This is a genomic window from Pseudomonas cichorii, assembly GCF_003700275.1.
GTDB lineage: Bacteria > Pseudomonadota > Gammaproteobacteria > Pseudomonadales > Pseudomonadaceae > Aquipseudomonas > Aquipseudomonas cichorii_B.
In genome coordinates, this window is record NZ_RBRE01000060.1 from 34,298 (window position 1) to 58,814 (window position 24,517).

The window sequence follows — 24,517 nt, forward strand, 5'->3', positions numbered from 1 at the left end:
AAAAACGAATACTAAAAGCTGCTATTTATTACTACAACGGCGAAAAATGAATATTGATATAGCTAGAGGCGATAACAGTTAAAAGAAGGCTGGAAACGCTGTGCACTCTCAACCGGCGTAAATGCTCTGTAACAGCGCATCATGTTCACTGGGTGCATGCATCACCACGGAAGGCAGCAGCTTCTGCGCCGAAGCAGCCAGCTCCGCCACCAGCGCCTGCGACACCTCGGACAGCGGGCTGGCGAACGCCGAAACCAGACCAAAAAAGAACGGAATATTGCACTCAACAGGCCGCACCACCACACCCTGCACAGGTACGCCCAGCGCAGTGAACGGGTCGACCAGCGCCACGCCCAGCCCAACCCGCGCCATCTGCATGGCGATCAGCGAGGTATTGGTATCCAGCATGTGCGGAACAACGCCGCCCATGTCCTGAAAAGCCTTGTCGATGCGCCGCCGAAAGCGATAGGGATTGGACATGGTGATCAGCGTCTGGCTGGCCAGCACCTGCATCGGCAACACATCGAACCGGGCCAGCGGCGAATCCGCAGCCAGCACCGCCACGCAAGGCGACTCGCCGATCCAGTGAATATCCAGCCCGCGATGCTCCAGCGGCAAGCTGACTGCGCCCAGATCCATGGTCTTGGAGAGCACCGCCTGCACCACATTTTCCGGAGACATGCTGTGCAACTGGATATGCTGCGGACGCAGCTCGGCTGGCAACCGCGACAAGGCCAGGGGCAACAGCCCAGCGGCCAGCGCCGGGATCGCCACCAACTTGATCTGGCGATTCTCGTCCTGCGCAATATGCTGCGCCCGCTGACGGATATTGCGGATACCCAGCAACGCACTCTCGACCTCGGCGTACATCATGAACGCCTTCTGCGTGGGCGTGACCTTCGGACCACTGCGCTCGAACAAGGCAAAACCCAATTCCTGCTCCAGCTCCTGGATGGCCCGAGTCACTGAAGGCTGCGAGCGCCCCAGCATCTTCCCCGCCGCCGTCACACTGCCCGCCGACATGACCGCCGCAAAAGCCTCGAGTTGCCGCAGATCCATATGCACGCCTTGATTCAATGAAGTGGAAACGTCCATCAGGCGGAGGCGCCGAGGAACAAACGGCACGAAGTCTACACGTAGCAAGGGTAAACGCTAGTATTGATCTGGGTCAGTGCGCGGCGCGGAGCCGACAACTGCTGCGAATGCGCGGTGAAAAAGGCATGACGCTAAACACTTGCGCCACTACTGCGACCGTTACCGAATGCAACCGGTAATCCCTCTACCGTTTTATCTGGAAAATGATGAGCAACATCCCTGACTCCCGTAACGATCTCAACTGCTTTATGCTATCGACCCAAAGTTCATAAACCTATAAACCAACCTTGACTTCCTTCATAGACATAGGCCCGGGAGTATCATTAGTAAAATATCGAGTCTCAGCATCCATAGCAGGCTCTAGGCCGCCGTAATACTCCATTCCCCCGAAGCACTTTGACAAACCGCACGAATATATTTTCATAGCAGCCATAACAGCATCAATATCGAGTAATTCCGAGCTATCAAAAGACAATTCAACATCGATAATGCTACCAAGTTTGATGACCCTTAACAAAATCAAAGGAATCTGTATCTCTGAAGAAACATATTGCCCACCAAGCTGCTCTGATAGGCAGATATCCACTTCGCAAGCTATAAAATCATCAACAAGCGCTTTAGACACACCTCCCTCACCTGAAGCCTCCAACGGCTCTGAGAGTGTTAATCCTGCAAGAGTCTCTGCACCACCTTCTATAGATTTCAACAGAGCAAACAACTCGCCTACTGGAACACCTTCCAGAACGACTTCATAAGATTCAGCATTCATGATCAATCTACAAACCCCTTGAATGTTCCATCCATATTCAGACGGGCCCCTCGGCCATCTTGCAGGCGCTTTTCTAAAAACGGGATCCCTTTATCAGTAGTTATAGGTTTGAATTCTCCCGGTGCTCGTACAATTTCTCGAAAGTGGTTCATGGCCTGATCACTCCACGTTTTCATTGAGCCGGTAACTCGCCCCCAAATCTCTGGCTTCCTGCCAGCATACTTAGACAATGCGTGCCCCACTACTGTACTTCCTTTATAGGGAGCCAGAGCACTTTCAAGTACAGCCTTAATCTCACTGAAAGACGGCCCCTCTTTTGGAACAACCAAAGAGCCAAAAAATTACGAAACTCTAACGACCTTGACCACGACCTCTGTTGACCGCATCCAGGAGCAGTTCTAGCTCAAGACCATAACGATTCGGCTCGAAGCTTTCCTCTATTCCATTTATCAAAAATTCATTAGAAATCAACTCACAAAGCTCATCCACCTCACTTGATAATAATGAACTATTAAGTAATTTCTCAGCCAGTGCTAGTTGGTGCTCTCCTGCCATAAAGCACAACGCAAATAAAAGCTGCAATTGGGCGCTTGTTAAGAGGCTACTCATTTAGCGGTCCCCGCAGCTGATTTTCCCCAACCGGTGACAACTTTACCTTCAGCATTGACCACTATGACTGCATCCGTCCCCGTATACCTGAATGTTGGACCGTACTTTGAAGGGACATATTCAATCTTTAGAGGACTAGACCAAGCTCCACTGAGTGCTGACTGGCTTACACCAATGCCACCATCCCTTCCTGCAAATTGCTCCAATGCGTGATTTGAATAGCTGGTGATTTGTGTAGGTGCCCTTGCTCCGGCCGCCTGCTCAGCAACCATTTGCATTTTGAGTCTAGCAGCATTAGCTGCACTGCTTGCTCCTGAGTCAGTTCCTTTTGGAACATTCGCCCCAAAATACCCTTCCGGCAACACACAAGGCCCAGTGTTATGCACCCAGGTCTTGAGCTTACCGACATAGAACGTATGTCCGACATCGACCGTCAGGTTATACGTCTTGCCTTCCGGCAGGTAAAGCTCCAGTGACTCGACTTCAGATGAAGTGTTTTCGCTGGCACCATCCTCAAGGGATTGTAATCGATCGCCTGGTTTCAGGTCGATGACGGGCACAAAGTCGCGTTGAGCCGGTACGTAGAACGGGTGACCTGGTGTCACCAGCAGCGTTTCTTCCTCGGCCTGACCATCCTGGCGAACGCTCTTGAGCTTGAGGCGATAGATCGGCTGATCGGTACGCACATGGGTTGCGAGGATGGCAGCTGCAAACGGCTTACCGCCTCTCTCGGGTTTACTCCAGACAATGTCTCCGACCTTGAGCGTATCGATTGCTCGATCACCGTCAGGGGTAGAAACCATCGTTCCGGCAGCAAAACAGCAAGGGCCTTCTGAACCGAGCTTACGTCCCAGACTTAGCTCGGCTACTGCCTTGGCACGATTGGTCGGAAGGAAATTCAGTGCAAACTCTGTCGCACTCTGCGCTCGAATGGCTGCGCTGGCCGCACTATTACCCTGCATGTCGTAAAGAGTGGCCATTGCTTCTTGGGTTTGGCTTGCCTCTGCGATATTCACAAAGGAACCCAACGGGTCTTTGCTTAGCCCCATGAGGCCATTAGCTACTTGCTCACTGACTCCTGCCGGGTTGCTCAATAGAGCCCAGACAGAGAGAGCCGCATCAGAGACAGCATTCTTCCCTCCCTGGTACATGCCAACAGCCTGTCCAGAGAACGCATTCGACAAGTCAAAAGGAGATGCAAGGTTCTTGCGATAAAAATCTGCATATGCGTATGTAGGATCTCCTAATAACCCACCCTGCAAATTGATGGCATTGATCTCGGGATTGACATATTCCGCAGTATGCGAGTTGCGATAGTTGGTAATCAAACCCACTACTTCGGCAGGGGTGTAGGTGTTCTTAGCTCCCGCCGCAGGCACATCCCCTCCGGCCGGCGCATATGTAGAACCCAATGGCGACAGTGCGATACCCAAATGTTTGAGTGTCAGTGCATCTGGCTTAACGTCCCTATCAGTCAGTACACCATTCCATTCAGCATCGGTGTAATACAACAAGGCTTGCGCCAAACGCTTCTCAGCTTCTGCTGGGCTAATATTCGCCTCTTTTGCAAAACTATCAGACTGTTTAACCAACAACGGAATTTCGGTGGGATGCAACTGGCGGTTGTATTGGTCTGCCACACCAGCAATCCAAGCGGCCTGCTCGATATCGCCTCCGGCCAGACCTGCAGCAGTCAACCCCACAATTTTTGATGCGGCCTCACGAAACTCTGGAAGATCCTTGAATGAATCATTCAATACGCCTGCCATGGCTTGGCTGGCACCTGCCGCAACCGCTCCCGTCGCGAAATCACCACCGGTCGCCGAGGAAATTGCGCCCCCCATCATGGCATGCAATGCGGTACGCCCCATTCCGCCTTCTGCCCAGAGCGCCATTCCCTGCGTATCATTCTTCAAGAATGCTTTTGCGTAATTTTCGTTAGCGATGCTTCCTATTTGATAAAAACCAACCGCTGCTGCTACGTTTCCAGCCTGGGAAACAAGAGCCTTGGTCAGGTTATCGCCCAGGCTTCCGCCATTAATGGCTGTATTGATTACCCCCGTAGCCAGTCCTTGTGCACCGGCGTTAACTGCAAAGCCGCCAATGTCCTTGAGGCTCGACAGATCAAAGCCTTTAGTAAGGTTATTGAATGGTTTGCTTGTACCGCTCAAGTTAGGGTCGATAACACCTGCTGTGAAACCAGCAGTAAGCCCTGAAACTAAAGCCCCTTTCAAACTGTCGCTACTAAATGTGTCCTTTAGCGCAGCGCCCAGGTTTCCTTTGTTGTTAATCGTGCTAATCGCTGCCTGCGATGTAAGAGAGGTCAAACTTGCCACAGCCGCCGCATGAGCAGCCGTCCCGATAGTTAAAGCTGTCGTAGCAGAGAAACCAGCGGCAGTCGCTGCCCCAGTTGCAGCAGAACCAGCAGCTGTGCCTGCTGCTGCAAAGGTTCCAGCTCCGGCCGTTACTACCGTAATGATAATCATGATCGCCAACATCGCGCCCTGACCCAGGCTGGAGCTGCTGTACTTGAAGGAGTCATGCAGCTCCTTCACCTGCCGCCAGTCCACATCCCCACGCTTCTCGGCCTCCTTCAACCAGGCCAGTTGCGGATCGGCCTGAACCATCGCGTCGATGGTCTGGCTAACGGTTTGCTGATCGACCTGTTTGATGTCGATCTTCAAGCCTTCGACGGCGCGGATGGCCAATTCGCCTTGGGCCACCATTTCTGTCTGGCGCAAGGTTTCATCGGTGCGGCCCTTCCCTTTCATGGAGGTCCAGACGAGACTGCTGCTGCTCTTGGTGTGGCTCTCCTGATGCAGGTCCTTCACACCCTCAAAGTTGATACCACCGCCACTTTCAATGGTCAGGTCATTACCACTGGTAAGCTTGGCTGCTTGATATAGCTGGTCGCCTTCACTACTCAACGTCAGATCGCCACCGGTGGTTATTTCGCTGCCGACATTGCGAACATCAGTGACTTCACTGCGCTTGGTTTTCTTGGCGCCGAAAGAGCCTTTGCTCTTTTTGTCGTAGAGGTAGTAATCACTGTCCTGCGCAGCCAGAAGACTCAAGCTCTCGCCAGCTTTCAACGTCGCATCTTCACCGGCTGTGATACGACTCGAGATGACTGCCAAATCCTGACCCGCACTGAGGGCAATGCTGCCGCCAGCATTCAGGTCTGCCGACACCTGTTTGACATGGTCGGTCTGGACGGTGAGTTTCTTGCTTCTGGACAGGGAGTGAGTTTCGTCGGCAGCCGAGCTGATCGTCATGTTCTCGGTCGCGGCCATGGCGATGTCGCGCTTGACGTCGATATCGCTGGCTACAACATTGATATCACGTCCCGAAATGGCCATAAGATCACGGCCGACGCTGACGCTGGAGCCCAGTTGCGTGATGCTGGACTGGGTGTTGTTTGCACTGAAGATCCGTGCTGTTTCGGTTTGTGCCGCACCGATATAAACATCACGACCGCTAATCAGGCTCAAGTCGCGACCGGCCTGCAGGGTGCCGCCGATATTATTGATATCGCGTCCGGACTTCAGGGTCATGTCGTTGACAGACTCGATACGGGCGGCGCTATCCGCAAAGTCCTGAAGCACTGCTGCGCCCTGCTGGTCGCGAATGACTGTCCGCTCATTGATGACATCCCCACGGGTAGCGGTCAGCGTCACATCACGGCCATACAGAATGCCCCCTGCCTTGTTGACCAGATCGTTACCCGCCAGCAGGTCAAGGCGGTTGCCCGCCTCGATCAGACCAACGTTGACCAGATCGTTGCCTGCCGTCGCCGACAGGTTATTCGTCGCGCGCAATGTCCCGACGTTATCGAGGTCTTCGCCGGCAATCAGCGTGACGTCATTACCGGCAATCAACGCGCCGTTCGGGGCGAGACGGTTATTGGCCTGGGCCAGGTACAGCACCGGCACCAGGACTTTCTCGCCATTTACCTCATGTTCTTCGAGCCACACGATATCGTGGGTCAAGGCCGCAACTTGCCTAGACGTGAGTGATACACCGACCGCCAGGCTCAGTTGTTCCTTGCTGGCAATGGCGTTGTTCATCAGGTACTTGAACTGAGCCTCGTTGGAGGTCTGCCCTGCCAGGAACGCCTGACCGGTACGGGCCACGATGGCTTGCTGGACGAGGCGCTGCTCGTAGAAACCGTCACCCAGACGCCTCATGCTCTCATCAGGGTCGTAGCCCAGATTGGCCAGCAGGTAGTCCGAACTCATGAACTGGCGCAGGTCGGTCAGGACCGGGTTGGTTTCGATCAGGTATTTATGTGGGCTGGACGAGGTTGTGCTACCCGGCAAGGCCTGGACACGCAGGACCTGAGCGTTTGCACTGCTCGAAGGACTGGTACTGCCAGCGGGAACCTGAACGTCGTTTACGCGTGTTACCCCTGTCGAATCGGAGCTGTGGGCGATCAGTTGCAGGCTGTTTGCGGAATCGGCTGGAGCGCTGGAGTCGAAAGCTGACGCATTGGCGCTCAAGCCGGCATTCTGACGGACCACATCAGCCAGTTGGCGAGTGGCGGTCGAAACCTGCCCGGCAGTACCGAACTGCAGGACTCTGGCCTGGGCATCGGAAACAGTCTGCTCGCGTTGCGCGACCGAAACGCTGGCACTGCCGAGCGTCCAGCTTTGTGGCGCACCAGTGGCTTGAGTGGCAGCGGTGTCATTGCCGGTTTGGGTGCTGAGGCGGAACAGGCCGTTCTGGCCGGTGGGCAGGCTGAAGCCTGGCAGGGTAAGTGGGTTGACTTGTTGTTGGGACAAATCAGGTGACAGTTGGGCGTTGACGCGAATGATCGTAGTGCCTGTACCAGAGGGGCTGGTGCCTTGAACTTTACTGGTGCCGCCACCGGCTACGTAATCCTGGCGAATAACACTATTCTGCAAGTTTTGGGTGGCTGTTATGGAAACATCACCGCCCGATTGGATGACAGCACTACGGCCAGCGCTAGCATTGCCATCCACGACTTTTTCCACATCACTGAGCAGTTGTAAGCGAGTGATTTCCTCAGGGACTTCGATAAGATTATTCCGATCGTACAGCGATACGGGCAAATACTCATTCCACAGTTCTTCAGGATAATACATGGGATAATAAGGCATATACTGTGATGTGATAGCATCCCTCACTTCATAAGTTACATATTCATAAGTCGTATCACCACCACCCGTACTAAAAACCTTAGTCACCACACCCAAGCGAAGCTCGCCGCCACTGCCAACATAATAAATATTAGGAAAATCAGGATTATTACGTTGATTATAAGAATAGACATAGTTCACAAAAAAAGAATCATCGGTGCGATAAACACGCGTACGTTCCATTGCCCCGCCAACAGTACCTATATTTCTAACACTACCCGAATTAATTATGACATTACCAACAGCGCTGATCGTGCTTTTGTTATTCAGGAAGTCGTCACCATTAAAAGTAAAGTCTCTCCCCGACGCCAACAAAGCAGATGCCGTAACATCAGTATCTTGACCGCCCTCAAAAAACTCTCTCACGATAAAGTCAGCTTCAAAATATTTGTGGCAGACACAATCCATCGCAATGATCCCCTTCACCAAAGTCCGACCCGCAGAAAAATCCTGCTTGCCATCCGAACCTTCAGTGCGGTTCTCAAACGCCGTCGCGCTGATCGAAAAGTCGCCGCCACTTTCCATCGAACCCGATATATTCGAGACCTGATTGGCCCGCTCAACGCCATAGCCCTTGATAGTCAAGTTATTCAGCGCGTAGAAATCGCCTTTCAAGTTGGTCAGGCTACCTACATTCGCCCGCATATCCCCACCGCTGAAGATCACCCCCTGGCTGTTAAGCAGGCTCGCGGTATTGAAGGTGAGGTTTTGCGTAGCCCCCAACGTGCCGTAGTTATTGACACTCCCGGCATTGACGATCAGATCGGCTGCCGACGTGATACGACCGTAGTTGCTGGCCAAGCCGCTGATATTGAGCTCTGCCCGGGCACCACTCGCGATGCTGGCAGCGCTGGTCAGCGCCAGTTGGCTGGCCGTCAGGCCCAGGGTTCCCAGGCTGCTCGTACGCCCACTCCCCGCATACCCTCCACTCAGGTTCAGGCTCAGTGTCCCGTCACTGGCAATCAACCCGTCATTCGTCCAGCTCCCACCGGTCCCCACAAACGCGCTCGAAGCCAGCAGTTGCCCGCTCGCGGTCTGGTTGAAGGTGCCGACATTCACTGTCAGCCGGCCGGCCTGGATCACGCTGTTGTTGGTCCAGCTGTCGGCGGTCAGGGTCAGGCCGCCGCGGGTCACGACGTTGCCGCCCGCCCGGGTGAGGTTGGCGGTCGAGATGTCGAAGGTGCCGGTGCCAGCCTGCAGCAGGTTGCCGTTGGTGTTGAGGAAGCTGGCGGCATTGAGGATCAGGTTGCTGTTGGCAACTTCCACGGTGCCGTTGCTGTTGTCGAACAGGGTGCCGATCTGGAAGTCGGCGGTGTCGCTGGTGCCGAGCGAGCGGATCTGGCCGGTCTGGTTGTCGAGGCTCGCGGCCCTGATCGCAAGAGTGCTGTCGCTTTCGATGATGCCCAGGCGGTTGTTCAGCGCGCCGGTCAGTTGCAGGTTGACCTGGCCCCCGGCGATCTGGCCGTCGTTGTCGCCGCTGTTGTCGAAGTCATGGCCGATAACGCGCACCAGGCCTTTGGCGTACAGGCCGCCGTTGCGGTTGTCGAAGTTGGCGGTGGTGATCAGCGCCTCGCCGGTGCTGGCCGAGACGCGGCCGCCGTAGTTGTTGAAGCCGCCCAGCGCGGTCAGGTTCAGGCGCTGGGCCTGGATGACGCCGCCCTGGGTGGTGTTGAGGGCGTAGCCGTTTCTCAGCACGCCGGTAATCTGCGCGGTAAACAGGCCCTTGAGGCTGGACAGCACTCCGCCACGGCTGTCGAGGCGGGTGCCTTTGACATACAGGTCGGCGTTCTGGGCGATGAGGCGACCGCTCTGGTTGTCGATGCCGTCGACGACCTTGACGGTCAGGGCGCTCTGGCTCTGCACGGCGCCTGCGGCGTTGTCGAGGCTGGCGCCTTCCAGTTGCACGTCGGCGGTCTGGCTGTAGATCAGGCCGTCGGCATTATTGAGGACCTTGCCGCTGGCCAGGACCAGCAGCGTGCCGTTGGACGCCACGGTGCCGCGATTGCTGTTGTCCAGCAGCCCGGTGTTGAGGGTCATCAGGCCCTGGCTGACCAGTTGACCGCCCTGGTTATGCACGGCGCTGCTGCGCTTGAGCAGCAAGGACGCACCACTGGCGAGCTGGCCGCCGGTGTTGGTCAAGGCGCCGATCAGGTCGAGCGTCGCCTGGTTCTTGCTGATCACCGTGCCTGCGGTGTTATCGAGGGCTGCGGCGGTGATCACCAGCCCGGCCCCGCTGTCGATCAGGCCTTTCTGGCTATTGTTCAGCAGGCCGGTGACGGTCAAGGTCTGCTCGGCCGCGCTGGAGAGGATGCCGCCGCTGTTGTCGAGGCTGTCGGCGGTGACGCTCAGGGCTTTCTGGCTGACCAGCGCGCCGTTGCCGCTGTTGAGCAGCGCCCCGCTGAGTTCCACGTCCACCGCACCACTGCGGCTGGACAAGGTACCGTTGCTGCGGTTGTCCAGTGACGTGGCGGTCACGTCCAGCCCTTGCCAGCCGGAGATCAGGCCGTTCTGGTTAAGCAGGCTGCCAGTATTGAGGGTCAGCAGGTTACTGCTGATCAGTTTGCCGCCGCTGTTGTCGACGGTGCCTCCGGCCAGGGTGAAGCTTTGCGCGCTGGAGATTTCCCCGCCCTGGTTGTTGACGTCGCGCAGGCGGCTGAGGGTCAAGGGTCCCTGGGCGCTGATCAGGCCGGCCCGGTTGTGCAGGTCGGCGCCGTTGAGGTCGATGCTCAGCCCCGCCTCGCCAAGCAGGCGTCCGGCATTGAGCGACAGGGCGTCGAGCACCAGAGTCATGTTGCCCAGCGCCGAGACTTCGCCGCCATTGTCGGCAGTCAGGCTGTCGGCAGTAAGAGTCAGGGTGCCACGGCTGTTGATCAGGCCGTTGGCGCCGGTGTCGAGTGCGGCACTGTTGAGGGTCAGCGCGGTGTTGCCCAGCAACTGGCCGCTGCGGTTATTAAGGTCGGCCGAGGTGATCTTGAGGGTCTCGGCGGCGTTGATCAGGCCCTGGTCGCGGTTGGTCAGCAGGCCGGTGACGGTCAGGTCCAGGGCGTTGCGGCTGGTCAGCGTGCCGCCGGTGTTGTCCAGGGTGCCCGCGGTAGCATCGATACCCGCCGCCGCGATCATGCCCTTGATGGTGCTCAGCGCCTGGTCGATGCGCAGGGTCAGCCGTTGATTGCTGAGCACTGCCCCGCCGCTGTTGTCCAGTGCCTGGGCCTTGAGCGTGAAGGCCTGGGCGCTGGAGATTTCACCGCCCTGGTTGAGCACGCTCTTGAGGTTTTTCAGCAGCAGTGTGCCGGGCGCGTTGATCAGGCCGCCACGGTTATCCAGTTCGCCGTGATTGAGGTCCAGGCTCAGCGAGGTGTTGCTGAACAGGCTGCCTTTTTGTTGATCGAGGCGGCTGACGCTGGCCACCAGCGCCTGCTGGCTGCCGATGCTGCCGCCGTCGCGGTTGGTCAGGGTGGCAGCGGTCAGGTCCAGGCGCTCGCCACTGCTGATCCGGCCCTTCTGGCTGTTGCCCAGGTCGCCGGTGGTGAGGGTCATCAGGCCCTTGCCGCTGATAACGCCTTGCTGGCTGTTGTCGAGGCTGGCGCTGGTCAGTTCGAGGACGTCATCGGTGACCAGTTCGCCGCTCTGGTTGAGGATGGCCCCTTCGCTGTCGAGGGTCAGTTTGCCGGCACTGGACACGCTGCCGGCGCTGTTGGTCAGGCTGGCCATGCTCAGTTGCAGGCTACCTTCGCTGCTGATCGCACCGCGGCTGTTGTCCAGCGCGCCGGACAGGTCGATGACCAGGCCTTGCAGGCCATTCATCACGCCACCGGTATTATCGAGAGAGATGCCGGCCAGGCTCAGGCCGGTCTTGCCGGACAGTACGCCTTGGGCGTGGTTGGTGGTGTTCGCGACGTCGAGGGTCAGCGCCTGTTGCGCGAGGATCTGGCCGCTGTTGTTGTTCAGCGTCTGGCCGGTCAGGGTGATGCCCTGTTGCGTGGAGATCTCGCCGCCCTGGTTGTCGACGTCATCGACGGTGAGGGTCAGGGCCTCACCGGCCCCGACAAAGCCCTTGGCGCTGTTGTTCAGGATGTCGCCGGTCAGGTTCAGGGTGCTCAGAGCGAACAGTTGACCGCCTGCCTGTTGCAGGTTGCCGATCCGCGCGATGAGCGCTTGTTGGCTGGAGATCTGGCCTTGGGTGTTGTCGCCGCTCGCGGCGCTTATTTCCAGATCGCCATCGGCAATCACCGTGCCCTTGACGTTGCTCAGGGTCTTGTCGACGGTCAGTTTCAGGTCGCCCCGGCTGCTGATCAGCCCTTCGCCGTTGTCCAGGCTGGCGCTGTCGATGTTCAGGCCGGTGGCTGACACGCTGCCCTTGAGGTTGCTGAAGAACTCGACCAGGTCCAGGGTCAATGCCTGGTTGCTGAGCAGCTTGCCCGCGCTGTTGTCGAGGTGTTGGGCGGCCAGGGTAAAAGCCAGGGCGCTGGAGATTTCACCGCCCTGGTTGTCCACGCCCTTGAGGTTTTTCAACAACAAGGCGCCGGGGCTGTTGATCAGGCCGCCCTGGTTGTTGAGTTGCCCGTGATTGAGGTCCAGGCTCAGGGTGGTGTTGCTGAACAGCTCGCCGCCCTGTTGATCGAGGCGCGTGACGCTGGCGGTCAGGGCCAGGGCGCTGGCGATACGCCCCGCGCTCTGGTTGATGACGTCGCCGGCGATCAGCTCCAAGGTGTCGCCGCCGGTCAGTTGCCCGCCCTGGCTGTTGTCGAAGGCGCCGGTGGTGACGCTGGTCGCGCCCTGCCCGGACAGCTTGCCTTGCTGGCGGTTGTCCAGGCTGTCGCTGACCAGGGTCAGGGTCGTGTCGGTGGTGATCGAGCCGCCTTCGTTGATCAACGCACCGGTGGTGGTGACCTTGAGCGCCTTGGCGCTGGACAGCGTGCCGCCGGTGTTGTCCAGCGACTCGGCGGTGACCGTCAGTGCCGCTTCGCTACTGAGCAGGCCGCCGCTATTGTTCAGCGCGCCGTTATGGTTCTGGGGATCGTTATGATTCTGATCTCGGGTGAGGACAATCGTCAGGTCCTGCTGGCTGGCCAGCGTGCCGCCGGCGTTGTCCAGGTGATGGCCTTCCAGGTTCAGGGTCTGGCCAAACAGCAGGCCCTTGTTCTGGTTGATGATGCGCTCGACCACCAGCTGCAGCGCCGTGCCGGCCAGTACCTTGCCGCCGTCGCTGTTGTCGAGGCGGTCGCCGATGATCTCGACGCCTACCTGGCTGGAGATTTCCCCGGCCCGGTTGTCGATGTCGTCGACCACCAGTTTTAGCGCTTTGGTCGCGCCGACCAGCCCCCCGGCCTGGTTATCCAGGCTCTGGCCGCTCAGGGTCAGGGTGCCTTGCGCCACCAGCTCGCCGCCATGCTGGCTCAGGCTGCCGACGGTGGCCGTCAGGTCGCTCTGGCTGGCGATACGGCCCGCCCCGTTGAGCACCGTGTCGGCCTGCAACGTCATCACGCCCACGGCATTGAGCAGGCCGCTCTGGTTATTCAGGTGGGTGCCGATGAGTTCCAGCCCGGCCTTGCTGGAGATCACGCCCTTCTGGGCGGCGGTCAGACCGGTCTGGCTGTTGTCGAGGTCACCGATCAACAGCGTCATCAGCTTGTCGGCGCGGATCACCCCGCCGCGGTTGAGCGCGCTGCCGCTGTGCACGGTCAACAGGTCCTGCCCCACCACCCGGCCACCCTGGTTGTTCAGGGCCTGGCTGGTCAGGTTGAGAATGCCCTTGGCCTGCACCTGGCCACCGGTGCGGTTATCCAGGGTGCCGCTCAGGATCAAATCCAGTTGCCCATCGGTCAGCACTGCACCGGCCTGACGGTTATCCAGGCCCACGGCACTAATCGTCGCGCCCTGGCCCGCGCCCAGGGTCCCGGCCTGGTTATCGAGGTCGCCGCCCAGAATGACCGTCAGCACCTGATCGGCCATGACCTGGCCTTCGGTGTTGTTCAGGCTCAGCGCGTTCAGGGTGGTGTCAAACGCACTGCTCAGCAGGCCTTTGTGGTTGCTCAGCTGGCCGGTCACGTCCAGCGTCAGGGCCGCGTCGCTGCTGACGCTGCCCTGGGTGTTATCCAGTTCACCGGCTTCCAGCTCGACGCCGGTGCCGGACACCAGCCCGCGCAGGTTGGTCAAGACCTTGTCGACCCGCACGATCAGCGCCTGATCACTAAGCAGCGTGCCGTCGGTGTTGTCCAGCGCCGTGGCCGCCAGGGTGAAGGCGTGGGCGCTGGAAATCTCGCCGCTCTGGTTAGTGACTGTGCCGAGGTTGTTCAGCAGCAGTTGACCAGGGGCGGTGATCAGACCGTCCTGGTTATTGAGGTGACCGTGGCTCAAGTCGAGGCTGACGTCGCTGTTGCTGTACAAACGACCGTCGCTGTGCTGATCCAGGCCGGTGACCACAGCGGTCAACGCCATGGCACTGGCAATGCGCCCGGCTTCGCTGTTATTGACCTGCGCGGCGGTCAGGCTCATTGCTTCGGTGCTGGTCAGGCGGCCGTCAAAACTGTTGTCGAAGGCGCCGGTGGTGACCATCACGCCTTTGGCAGCCATGCGGCCGCTGCGGCTGTTGTCCAGGCTGCCACTGTTGAGCGTCAGGCTGGCATCGCTCAGCACTTCGCCGCCCCGGTTGACCACCGCGTCGGTGACGGTGAGGGTCGAGGCACCTGTGCTGCGCACTACACCCTGCTGGTTATCCAGCGAGGCGGCATTGATCGTCATCGTGCCAGCACTGGAGATCAGTCCCTTCTGGCCGTTCGACACGCCACTGGCTGTGACCTCGACGCTGCCGCCCTGACTCAGGATGCGCCCCGACTGGCGGTTGTCGAGGGTCGCGCTGACGATCCGGGTGCTGGCCTGGCCGCTCAGGGTCGCGCCCTGGTTGTTCAGGGTCTGGGTGACCTCGGCCTGCAGGGCACGGCTGGCGACGATGCTGCCGGTGTTGGTCAGGTTCTTGGCTGCAAGCACCACATCGCCGGTCGTATTGCGGCTGTTGTCGGCGTTGACGCCGGCCTCGATGATCGCGCTGTTTTTAAGTTGCCCACTGCTGGACAGGTTAACGGTGTCGCGCGCGGCGATGTTGCGGGTCACCGTGAGGTCGCCCGGCGTCGTCACGGTCAGCGAAGAACCGGCATACAACGGCCCGTTGGCCTCGACACTATTCGCATTGACCGTGACCGCACCGCTGGCGGCCATCTGGGTCATGCTCAGGTGGCCATTGGCATCGATCTGGATATCACCGGCACTGGCCGCCACATTGCTCGCCAGTCTTACCCCGACCCCGGCTTCGGTGCCCACCAGCTTCACCGCACCGGCGTACATTCCGCCCAGGGCCGAGCTGTCGATCGCCAGGGTCGGCTTGGCACTGCCGTCGTCGGCCAGCGCCGTGGTGTTCAGGGTCTGCGCATCGACGTCGTTGCGACCGGCGATGATATTGAGCTTTTTCGCGTGCAGCTCGGCGTTGACCCGGGCGCTGCGGGTGATGATGTCGAACTGGTCGAGGTTGTCGGCGTTGAGCCCGGCACCTTCGATGGACACGCTGCCGCCCTGGACGTTGAAGTGCGTCAAGTTGCCATTGCCATCGAGCATCGGTTTGCCGGTGGTCAGGGTCGCCTGCGGCGTGTTGATAAAACCACAACCATCGCAGGTAATGCCGTACGGGTTGGCGACGATCACTTTGGCCGCCTGCCCGGCCACTTCGGTGTAGCCCTTGAGTTCGGTGCGGTTGTTGCTGACCACCTCATTGAGGATGGTGGTCGCCGCCGAACCTTGCAGGTTGCTGTTGCTGATGATGATGCCGCCCAGTTGAGTACTCTGGGTCTGGGTCGGCGCCGTGGCGTTGTTGAGGATTACCCCCTGGCTGCCGACGTTATACTGCTGGAACTGGTTATGCGACAGGCCGCTGCCGTTGGGCGCGGCAATGTTGATGATCGGCACCCCGTTGCCCGCCGCGCCGACGCTGGTCGAGCCACTGCTGACCACGATTCCGTCCGCCTGCGCCCACAGCGGCTGCCAGAACATGGCATTGGCCAGGATCAACGCAATCCCGCGCTTGGGCATCCCCCAGAAACGCTCACGCTGCTGCAGGCCGGCCGACGGTTGACGGGCCAGAAAGGCGAAGTGCTTGACGTCCATGTGCGGGTGTTCCTGCGGGGGGATCAGAAAGTTTTCAGGAGAGAGTCGAAAAAATCAGAACAACAGTTCGAGGCGGAAATAGATCGGCGCTTCTCGTTCGCTCAGCGCATCAGGCCGCTCCAGCGAATGAGCGAAGGTAACGTTGGCGGCGAGGTATTTACCGCGTGTGAAAAGCTCCACGGCGCTGCTGGAAACCCGGCCGTTTTCCCCTTGGCTGTTGGCGTCGTGACTGATCACGCCCTGGTCGTAGGACAGACCCATGCCATATTGCTGCAGCACCGGCTGCAGCCATTCCCAACCGACTGGCCGGGTCCAGCGCAGGTCGTTGCGCCAGTAGCCGCCGCTGTCGCCGGAGAGAAACTGTTCTTTATAGCCACGCACTGCGGACTGGCCGCTGATACTCATGCGCTGGCTGTTATAGAGCCGGTCTTCGCTGCGCTGACCGGTAGCCAGGCTATTGAAGCTGAAGCGCTCGCCCCACACCTCGAATGGCTGCTGGAAACTGAAAGTGGCGGTGTATTTGCGGTAGCGGGCCGTGGGCTCGTTGCCGGCCGGATGGCCGTCGCCCATCGCATCCAGGGCGCCGACGCCCTGCTGCATGCCCAGCTCAAGGTTGGCAAACGCACTGCCGAGCAAGCGGCCATGGCTGATGCCGAACTGGGTTTCTGTGATGCGCTGGGCACCGCTCGCCAGTTCGCTGTCTTCCACAAAGCTGCGGGTCCTCAGGTGGCTGATGCCAGCGCTCAGGGATGTCTTGCCCTTGGCATCGCGCTGAATGACCCGCTCGGCGCGCAGCTGGTGCGTCTGGCTTTCACCGGTGAACTTGAAGTTGATTCCGGCGCCCTGCCCCTGGGTGCGGTATTCACTGTCGTTGTAGGTGTAGCTGAAGTTCCACCAGCCCCATGGCAGGTTGTAATTGAACATGCTGCTGTAGGTGCTGCGCTGATGATCGGTAACCGCATCGCGTCCGCCGCGCAGGTTGAGCTGATCGGCCAGGCCCAGCGGGCTGTCCCATTCCAGACCTACGCCCCACTGCTGCTCGCCGGTGCTTTTCTGGCCGTTGTTGTGTCGGGCCAATGAGCCGCGCCAGGGTTTCTGCGGGGTGTTCTTGACCAGCACATCGCTGCCGCCCACTTCCTTCCCCGGTGTCAGTTCCATCTTGGCCTGATTGGACGGCAAACGATTGAGCTGGTCGACCATCTGCTCGATCTCGCGCAGGTTCAACTGCTCGCCTTCGCTGCCGGGAAAGGTCATCGCCAGTTCACGCGCGGTCAAGGCACTGTCGATATCGCCCTTGAGACTTTCCAGCTTGCCTTCGACCACCAGCACGTCGAGGTTGCCTTTGGAGAGATCCTGTTGCGGCAGGTAGGCACGGGTCGTGACCAGGCCTTTATCGATGTAGTGATCGGTGATGACTTTAAGGACGTTGTTGAGCTGCGCTACACCCAGGCATTCGCCGAGAAAAGGCTTGAGCAGCGCCTCACGCTCAGACGTCGACAACGAATCGGCGCCTTTGAGTTCGATGTGATTGATCACGAAGCAACGTGTGTCGACCGGTTCTACCGGCGCTGTCGGTGCCTGCTGGTTGCCCGGCAGTTCCTTGAGTTCTTCAAGACGACGGCGCTGCTCTTCGAGCAAGCGGTCCTGGCGATCACGGATCAGGTCCTGCTCTCCGGGAGTAGGCGCTGCGAAAGAATAAAGAGGTAAGGCAGCAAGCAGAGTAAGCAGGATTGTCCTGCTGGGAGAGAGAGCCACGATGCATCCTTGCGATATCACATTGCTATCAATTGGAAGGGCCGCGATGGTAGACCGTCATTTTCATGCCGTCAATTTTTTGTATGCACCGTGTATCGGGTTTGTTACGGAGATTTTTGGGACAAGCGGCAAGCGAATATAGCTCGGAGATGAAGTGAAGCTTTATATATGCCGCTGGCTTTTAACAACCCTGAAGTTTCAATAACAACTGCAGCCTGTTAAAAATAAAAAGTGCGCTACCGGTGACCGGCAGCGCACTTTCATTCAACGCTTATTGCCTGGCAATATTCATGCGACCCGTGCTGCGGGATGTTTTCGGGTTTTATGCCACTCGTTTTTCAAGCTCTGCAACATGCTTTCCATGAAGTCCATATCGGCTGCCGCCTTCTTGCCGACATAGCCCTGGCCGCGGCGGAACATTTTCAGTCCGGCCAGCATTTGCGGGTGATTTTCCTTGAATTCGCTCTCCTGAGTGCAAGGCGACATGGGGTCGACATGTACTTCGCCAGAATCCGCGATCCAGAGAATATGGCTGTCCAGAGTGTCCTTGCGCGCTGCAAACAGACGAGCCAGCTCATCAATTGTCGGATGATTGTTGATATTCATGTTGATGCTCCTTCGCTCGTTAACTGTTCAATACCATTGATATATAAACTTGCCTGTCAGGTGATTCAGGAACACGACAATACGTCATGCTCGCTCAATACATCCCGACCCAGAGGAAATGCAGGTAGCCTTGATAGAGAGCCACTACAACAAGGTGCGTCATTAGAGGAGAACGTAGCGAAAGCCAAAGACCTGGCTGGCGACCGTTGCACGATCAGCCACAAGTGTCATGAGGTCGTTTCGCCAGCGACTCGCCTTTTCGGACGGGCCATGCCGGGTCAGCTTCATCAATCTGCCTTGTGGGCAGCCTGCATCCGGGGAACATCTCGACGGCTTGCCGAGCCTGCTCAGTACATCTTTCCAGCGCTCCCGATCAGGGAGACGACTGCATAATGCAAAAGGAAAAGGGAGGCGTCAACCATTATGTAGTGATTATTTTCGATCACTACATAATTTTATCGAAGCCTCCGAAAGGAGCGTCGCAGTGACTGTACAGTCACTGCGATAGAGGGGCGCTGCAGAGCTTACCTGGCCGTGAACGCCGTGTAGCTGTTGATCAGGTTGCGGTAGTTGGGGATCCGCTGGGAAAGCAGGTTGGCCAGGCCTTCCATGTCATTGCGCCAGTCGATCTGCAATTCGCAGGCAACCGAGAACCAGTTGACCAGTTGCGCACCGGCAGCGGTCATGCGTGCCCAGGCGGCTTGCTGGACCGTTTCATTGAAAGTGCCGGACGCATCGGTCACCACGAACACCTCGAAGCCTTCGGCCAGGGCGCAAAGAGTCGGGAACGCCACGCAAACGTCAGTCACCACGCCGGCAATGATCAGTTGCTTGCGGCCGGTCGCCTTGACGGCCTTGACGAAATCCTCGTTGTCCCAGGCATTGATCTGCCCTGGACGCGGGATGTAAGGCGCATCCGGGAACATTTCCTTGAGTTCCGGAACCAGTGGACCATTGGGACCTTGCTCGAAGCTGGTGGTCAGGATGGTCGGCAGGTTGAAGAACTTGGCCACGTCGCCCAGGGCCAGCACGTTGTTCTTGAACTCGTTGGGAGAAAAGTCCTGAACCAGAGAAATCAGGCCGGTCTGGTGATCGACCAACAGAACTGCTGCGTCATCTTTGTTCAAGCGTTTGTACGGGGTGCTCATGGTTGACTCCTTGGTTTTTTTATCAAGATTCGACACGGCCGATGATCGCCATCGACCGCGCGGTTGCAGGCAAGGGTGAAACAATCAGAACGCAAAACACGAACAGCCGAACGCCCCCCAGAAACCCTGGAAGTCGCTGACCGGCACATTGGAAAGCCGGGCACGCTCATGGCTATGGGAGTGCACGACACAAGGGCCACTGCACTGGTGAACCTGGGCCAGCACTGGCGAGGACGGACGCCAGTGCCCGGCGACTTTTGCCACCGGCGACCAGTCCGGCAGCACCGGCACACTCGGTGGTGCCAGCTTCTCGAAATCCCCGGAACCGAAGACAACCTTGCCATCGACCACGGTCAGCACCGACTCGATCCACTTGATCGACTCTTCGTCGACGTTGAAGTAATCCGCCGACAAGGCGACCAGATCCGCCAGTTGCCCGACCTTGATCTGGCCCTTCTTGCCCTGCTCGGACGAGAACCAGGCGCTGCCATGGGTGAACAGCTCCAGTGCGGTTTCCCGAGGCAAGCCTTCGGGATACAGTTCAAGCCCACCCACCGTGCGACCGCTGACCATCCAGTACAGCGAGGTCCACGGGTTGTAGCTGGAAACCCGCGTAGCGTCGGTCCCGGCACCCACCGGCACGCCTTCGGAAAGCATGCGCTTGATCGGTGGAGTCATTTCGGCAGCCTTGGCGCCATAGCGATCGACGAAGTATTCGCCCTGGAATGCCATGCGATCCTGAATCGCAATGCCGCCGCCCAGCGCCCGGACCCGCTCGATGTTTTTCGGGGTAATGGTTTCGCAGTGATCGAAAAACCACGGCAGCCCGTTGAATGGAATATCGCGGTTGACCTTCTCGAAGACATCCAGCATGCGGCTGATGGACTCGTCATAGGTCGCATGCAGGCGAAATGGCCAGCGCTGCTCGACCAGATGCCGGACCACCGGTTCCAGGTCCTGCTCCATGCCTGGCGGCAGGTCCGGGCGCGGTTCGAGGAAATCCTCGAAGTCGGCGGCCGAGAAGGTGAGCATCTCCCCTGCCCCGTTATGCCGCAGGAAGTCGTCGCCCTGATGCAGGGTCACCGAGCTGGTCCAGTTCTTGAAATCGGCCAGCTCTTCCTTGGGTTTCTGGGTGAACAGGTTGTAGGAGATACGCACTGTGAGTTGCTTTTCGCGGCCCAGTTGCTCGATCACCGCGTAATCGTCGGGATAGTTCTGGAAGCCGCCGCCCGCATCGATGGCGCTGGTGACGCCCAGCCGGTTGAGCTCGCGCATGAACTGGCGGGTCGAGTTGACCTGATATTCCAGCGGCAGTTTCGGCCCCTTGGCCAGGGTCGAGTAGAGAATCATCGCATTGGGTTTGGCTACCAGCATCCCGGTCGGGTTGCCTTGTGAATCACGCACGATCTCGCCACCGGGCGGGTTCGGGGTATCGCGGGTGTAGCCTGCCACGCGCAGGGCGGCACGGTTGAGCAAGGCGCGGTCATACAGGTGCAGGACGAAGACCGGCGTATCGGGTGCCGCCTGATTGAGCTCTTCCAGGGTCGGCATGCGCTTTTCGGCAAACTGGAACTCGTTCCAGCCGCCCACCACCCGGACCCATTGCGGGGTCGGCGTACGATCGGCCTGTTCCTTGAGCATGCGCAGGGCATCGGCCAGGGACGGTACGCCTTCCCAGCGCAGTTCCAGGTTGTAATTGAGGCCGCCACGGATCAAGTGCAGGTGTGAGTCGTTAAGGCCCGGAATCACCGTACGCTTTTGCAGGTCGATGACCTGAGTCGCGCTACCGCGCAACGCCATCACTTCAGCCTCGGTGCCCACGGCAACGAAACGCCCGCCACTGATCGCCACGGCACTGGCCTTCGGTTTTTCACGATCGACCGTATGAAATTGACCGTTGAAGAGAATCAGTTCGACATTCATCGCAGCACCTTTGGCAAAAGATTGGGAAGCACCGGCGTAACCGGCAAATGGCAAGGCAGGCAGGATCGCCGCAGCGGCACTCAGCAAGGAGCTTTGGGCAATGAAACGCCTGCGCTGCAAATCGGTTTTTTCATCACTCATGCATTCACTTTCCTTGTGCGGGCTTCAACCAGGACGCAAACAGGCGTGTGGCCGCAGGCATCAGCAGATAAACCACCAGCAGCACGATGGTCATCGTCACCAGCGCGTTGCTGACGAGATACCCCGACAGCCACGGACTGAGGGCGAAGAACGGTTGCCATAGCAGAGGGATCAACAGGCTCAGCGGCAGAATCACCAGAAAGGTCACACAGGCCTGTTTCCAGCGCGGTGGCGGCCCTGCCTCATCCGTTACCGGGGTGAACCAGAATTCGTTATGCGGGTTGACCAGCGTCTGGTCGCCATCGGCAAGCATAGGCGCGGCCTCCTGCACCAGTTGCCGCCGCTCATCGGAGTCCAGCCAGCTCTGCATCGCGTCAGTGGAGTGAAAGCGCAGGACACAGGTAAACAATTGCAGGCCCGCAGACTTGCTGCGGATCACATCGACACCCAGATGCCCCGGATAGCCACTGGCAATCGTGACGATGCGGCGCAGCCAGGCTTCGTAGGCGGATTCTTGTCCAGCCTTGATACGGTGCTTGATGACCAGCGTGACGACTTCATTGAAGACCTCGCTGGTCAAGGCACGCGCTTGTGCGTCGAGACGAATGGAATCAGGCATGGCCAGCAGCTCCGTAAACAGCGAATGAACATCTTCCAGGCAGGCGGCAATGCGCCTGAATGAAAGAGATAGTGCCGTTGATTACAGTCCAGGAATTGAACGTATGTGCTGTCTTGTGTCCGGATCGATACTTCAGGCAGTTACGTGCAGCGGCGCCGACATGTACTGGGCAATGCGCGAGCGCAGCCAGCGCTCGGCCGGGTCGTTGTCGTGGACGCCGCTCCAGACCATCGACAACTCGGCCGGCACGATGGGGAATGGCGGATCTTCGGCGCGCAACGTGCTGCCTTCCACCAATGCACAGGCCGCGTAGTCCGGCACCGTGGCAATCAGTTCGGTGCCCGCCAGCAAGGCCCTCAAGCCATTGAACTGCGGCACGGCCAGCACCACCTTGCGAGCGCGGCCGACTCTGGCCAGATCCAGATCGATATTGCCGCTCAGGTCGCCGGAGAACGACACCATGGCATGCTGGCGTTCGCAGTAATCATCCAGACTCAAGGCGCCCGCCCGCTGGTCGCCACGGATTACCTTGCAACCGATCTCGCGCAACTTCTTGCGCTTGGCGTTGGCGGGCAACTCCACGGTGTAGCTGACTCCGACCGAGATTTCCCCGGAAGCCAGCAAGGCCGGCAGCAGCAGATAATTGGCGCGGCGAATGACCACGATAATTCCAGGCGCTTCCTCACGCAGTTGGGTCAGCAGCGGCGGCAGCAAGCCGAACTCGGCATCATCGGAAAGCCCGATCCGGAACACCTCGCTGCTGGTCGAGGGGTCGAACACCTTGGCGCGGCTGACTGCGCCGGAAATGGTATCCAGCGCAGGCCGTATTTCCTTGAGGATATCCAGGGCTCTGGCGGTAGGCTCCATTCCGCGCCCGTTGCGCAGCAGCAATGGATCGTCGAACAGATCACGCAGGCGCCCCAGCGCGGCACTTACGGCAGGCTGCCCGATAAACAGCTTTTCGGCGACGCGGGTCAGATTCCGTTCAAACATCAATGCCTCGAAAATCACCAACAGGTTCAAATCGACGCGGCGCAGGTCGTTGCGATTCATGTGAGCGTTCCAGATGCCGGAAAGGTGCACGCTCAAGTAGGCATCAGCGGCCTGCATAAACCTTGTATGCCTGTGCCTTTAAATCGACCGCACCGCCGAGAACGCTCTGCAACAGGCGTTCTAACGGTTTTTATTGATCTGTCGCAGGCGCATTGCCGGTAAAACGGACTAGGGTATGGAATCCCTTTGTTGCAAGTGAGTCGCCACCATGCCGTCCGCCCTTTCCGGAACTCTGTCCACGCGCGCCGAGCGGCTGCATCCGGGTTTTGTCATAGCCTGGCTGTTCTGCGTTCTGTTTTACTTCATCCAGTACTCATTACGCTCGGCGCCCGGCGTGATGATGCCGGAGCTGACCCAGGCATTCGGCAAGGATGTCGTGGCGATCGGCGCCCTGATCGGGCTCTATTACTACACCTACTCCATCTTTTCGATTGTCGCGGGCGCGGCACTGGATCGGCTGGGTGCCAAGTATGTGATTCCGCTCGGCATCCTGATGGTCGCAATGGGTGCGGCCTTGTTCGGCCTGGGTGAGTTGCAGGCAGCTCAACTCGGGCGCTTGCTGCAAGGGGCCGGTTCGGCGTGTTCCTTTACCGGCGCGGTATACCTGGCCACCCATGGGTTTCCATCGCGCTATCTGGCAACCGCAGTCGGTTTCACCCAGTGCTTCGGCATGCTGGGCGGCTTTGCCGGGCAGTTCGGCGTCGGGCCACTGATCCATGGCACGATTCTCTGGGAACAGTTCTGGTTTATGGCCGCCGCCTGCCTGTTCGTCGTCGCGATTCTGGTACTGATCGCCACCCCGAAAGGCCATGATCCTCTGCCAGTTGGCAGCAGCAACTCGGTGGGTTCGATATTCGCCCCGTACAAACAGGTGCTGAGCAACCCGCAGTCCTACATCTGTGGCTTCAGCGCAGGCCTGCTGTTTCTGCCCACCACCATCGGCGACATGATCTGGGGCGTTCCTTTCCTGCGCGAAGGTTTGTCTATCGACTATGCCGAAGCGGTGAATCGCAGCAGCATGGTGCCGTTGGGCTGGGTCATCGGCTGTCCGCTGCTGGGCTACATTTCCGACCGGATCGGACGCCGCAAGCCGGTGCTGATTGGCGGCGCCTTGCTGATCCTGGTGTCCTGCGCGGCGATTCTCTACCTGCCGGCCGGTATCGCCCCGCCTTACCTGTTCGGCCTGTTAATGGGCATTGGTTCGGGCGCCGCCATGATCCCCTACTCCATCATCAAAGAGGTCAATCCGGACAACGTGAAGGGCAGCGCCACAGGCGCCATCAACTTTCTGGTCTTTACCTTCAGCGCCTTGCTGACTCCGGTATTCGGCCATTTGCTGACCCGGATCGCCGCAGATGGCAACCTCAACCTGTCGGTATTCCAGCAGGCCGGAGATTACCTGCTGGCGGGAATCGTGGTCGCTATCGTCCTGGCGGTTTTCTTGCGCGAAACCGGCCCGCGCGCCAAAGGCAACTCGATTTAATAA

11 protein-coding genes are annotated in these 24,517 nt (G+C 58.8%); 1 reads left to right on the top strand and 10 read right to left on the bottom strand.

Annotation, left to right across the window (positions count from 1 at the left end):
* Window positions 1-108: 108 nt before the first annotated feature.
* The 10 genes from ALQ04_RS16635 to ALQ04_RS16685 form a co-directional block, all read right to left on the bottom strand.
* The gene (locus tag ALQ04_RS16635) at window positions 109-1,059 is read right to left on the bottom strand and encodes a LysR family transcriptional regulator (RefSeq protein WP_122316854.1); all 951 of its coding nucleotides are present in this window, start codon (window positions 1,057-1,059) and stop codon (window positions 109-111) included.
* Between the two features lie 310 nt (window positions 1,060-1,369).
* Entirely contained in the window at window positions 1,370-1,864 is a 495-nt protein-coding gene (locus ALQ04_RS16645) for a hypothetical protein (protein ID WP_122316855.1), read from the bottom strand.
* Between the two features lie 351 nt (window positions 1,865-2,215).
* Window positions 2,216-2,473: a hypothetical protein gene (locus tag ALQ04_RS26775; protein WP_147466606.1), complete on the bottom strand. Its 258-nt coding sequence runs from the start codon at window positions 2,471-2,473 to the stop codon at window positions 2,216-2,218.
* Window positions 2,470-15,786, bottom strand: coding sequence for a filamentous hemagglutinin N-terminal domain-containing protein (locus ALQ04_RS16655; protein ID WP_122316857.1), 13,317 nt, complete (start codon window positions 15,784-15,786; stop codon window positions 2,470-2,472). Before ALQ04_RS16655 ends, ALQ04_RS26775 begins: the two co-directional genes overlap by 4 nt.
* A gap of 54 nt (window positions 15,787-15,840) precedes the next feature.
* Complete coding sequence (locus ALQ04_RS16660) at window positions 15,841-17,541, bottom strand: ShlB/FhaC/HecB family hemolysin secretion/activation protein (RefSeq protein ID WP_310886511.1); 1,701 nt, start codon at window positions 17,539-17,541, stop codon at window positions 15,841-15,843.
* 288 nt (window positions 17,542-17,829) lie between these two features.
* On the bottom strand, window positions 17,830-18,147 hold the full coding sequence (locus tag ALQ04_RS16665) for a hypothetical protein (RefSeq protein WP_122316858.1): 318 nt from the start codon (window positions 18,145-18,147) through the stop codon (window positions 17,830-17,832).
* A gap of 524 nt (window positions 18,148-18,671) precedes the next feature.
* Window positions 18,672-19,295: an isochorismate family cysteine hydrolase YcaC gene (gene ycaC / locus ALQ04_RS16670; RefSeq protein WP_025259968.1), complete on the bottom strand. Its 624-nt coding sequence runs from the start codon at window positions 19,293-19,295 to the stop codon at window positions 18,672-18,674.
* An 84-nt stretch (window positions 19,296-19,379) separates the two neighbouring features.
* A complete protein-coding gene (locus ALQ04_RS16675; RefSeq protein ID WP_122316908.1) occupies window positions 19,380-21,218 on the bottom strand; it encodes an amidohydrolase in 1,839 nt (612 codons plus the stop codon).
* 145 nt (window positions 21,219-21,363) lie between these two features.
* Window positions 21,364-21,978, bottom strand: coding sequence for an antibiotic biosynthesis monooxygenase (locus ALQ04_RS16680; RefSeq protein ID WP_122316859.1), 615 nt, complete (start codon window positions 21,976-21,978; stop codon window positions 21,364-21,366).
* 132 nt (window positions 21,979-22,110) lie between these two features.
* Window positions 22,111-23,031, bottom strand: a complete 921-nt coding sequence (locus ALQ04_RS16685; protein WP_122316909.1) for a LysR family transcriptional regulator — start codon at window positions 23,029-23,031, stop codon at window positions 22,111-22,113.
* Between the two features lie 208 nt (window positions 23,032-23,239).
* Here ALQ04_RS16685 and ALQ04_RS16690 point away from each other — a divergent pair, with 208 nt between their 5' ends.
* Window positions 23,240-24,514: an MFS transporter gene (locus ALQ04_RS16690; protein ID WP_122316860.1), complete on the top strand. Its 1,275-nt coding sequence runs from the start codon at window positions 23,240-23,242 to the stop codon at window positions 24,512-24,514.
* Window positions 24,515-24,517: the final 3 nt, after the last annotated feature.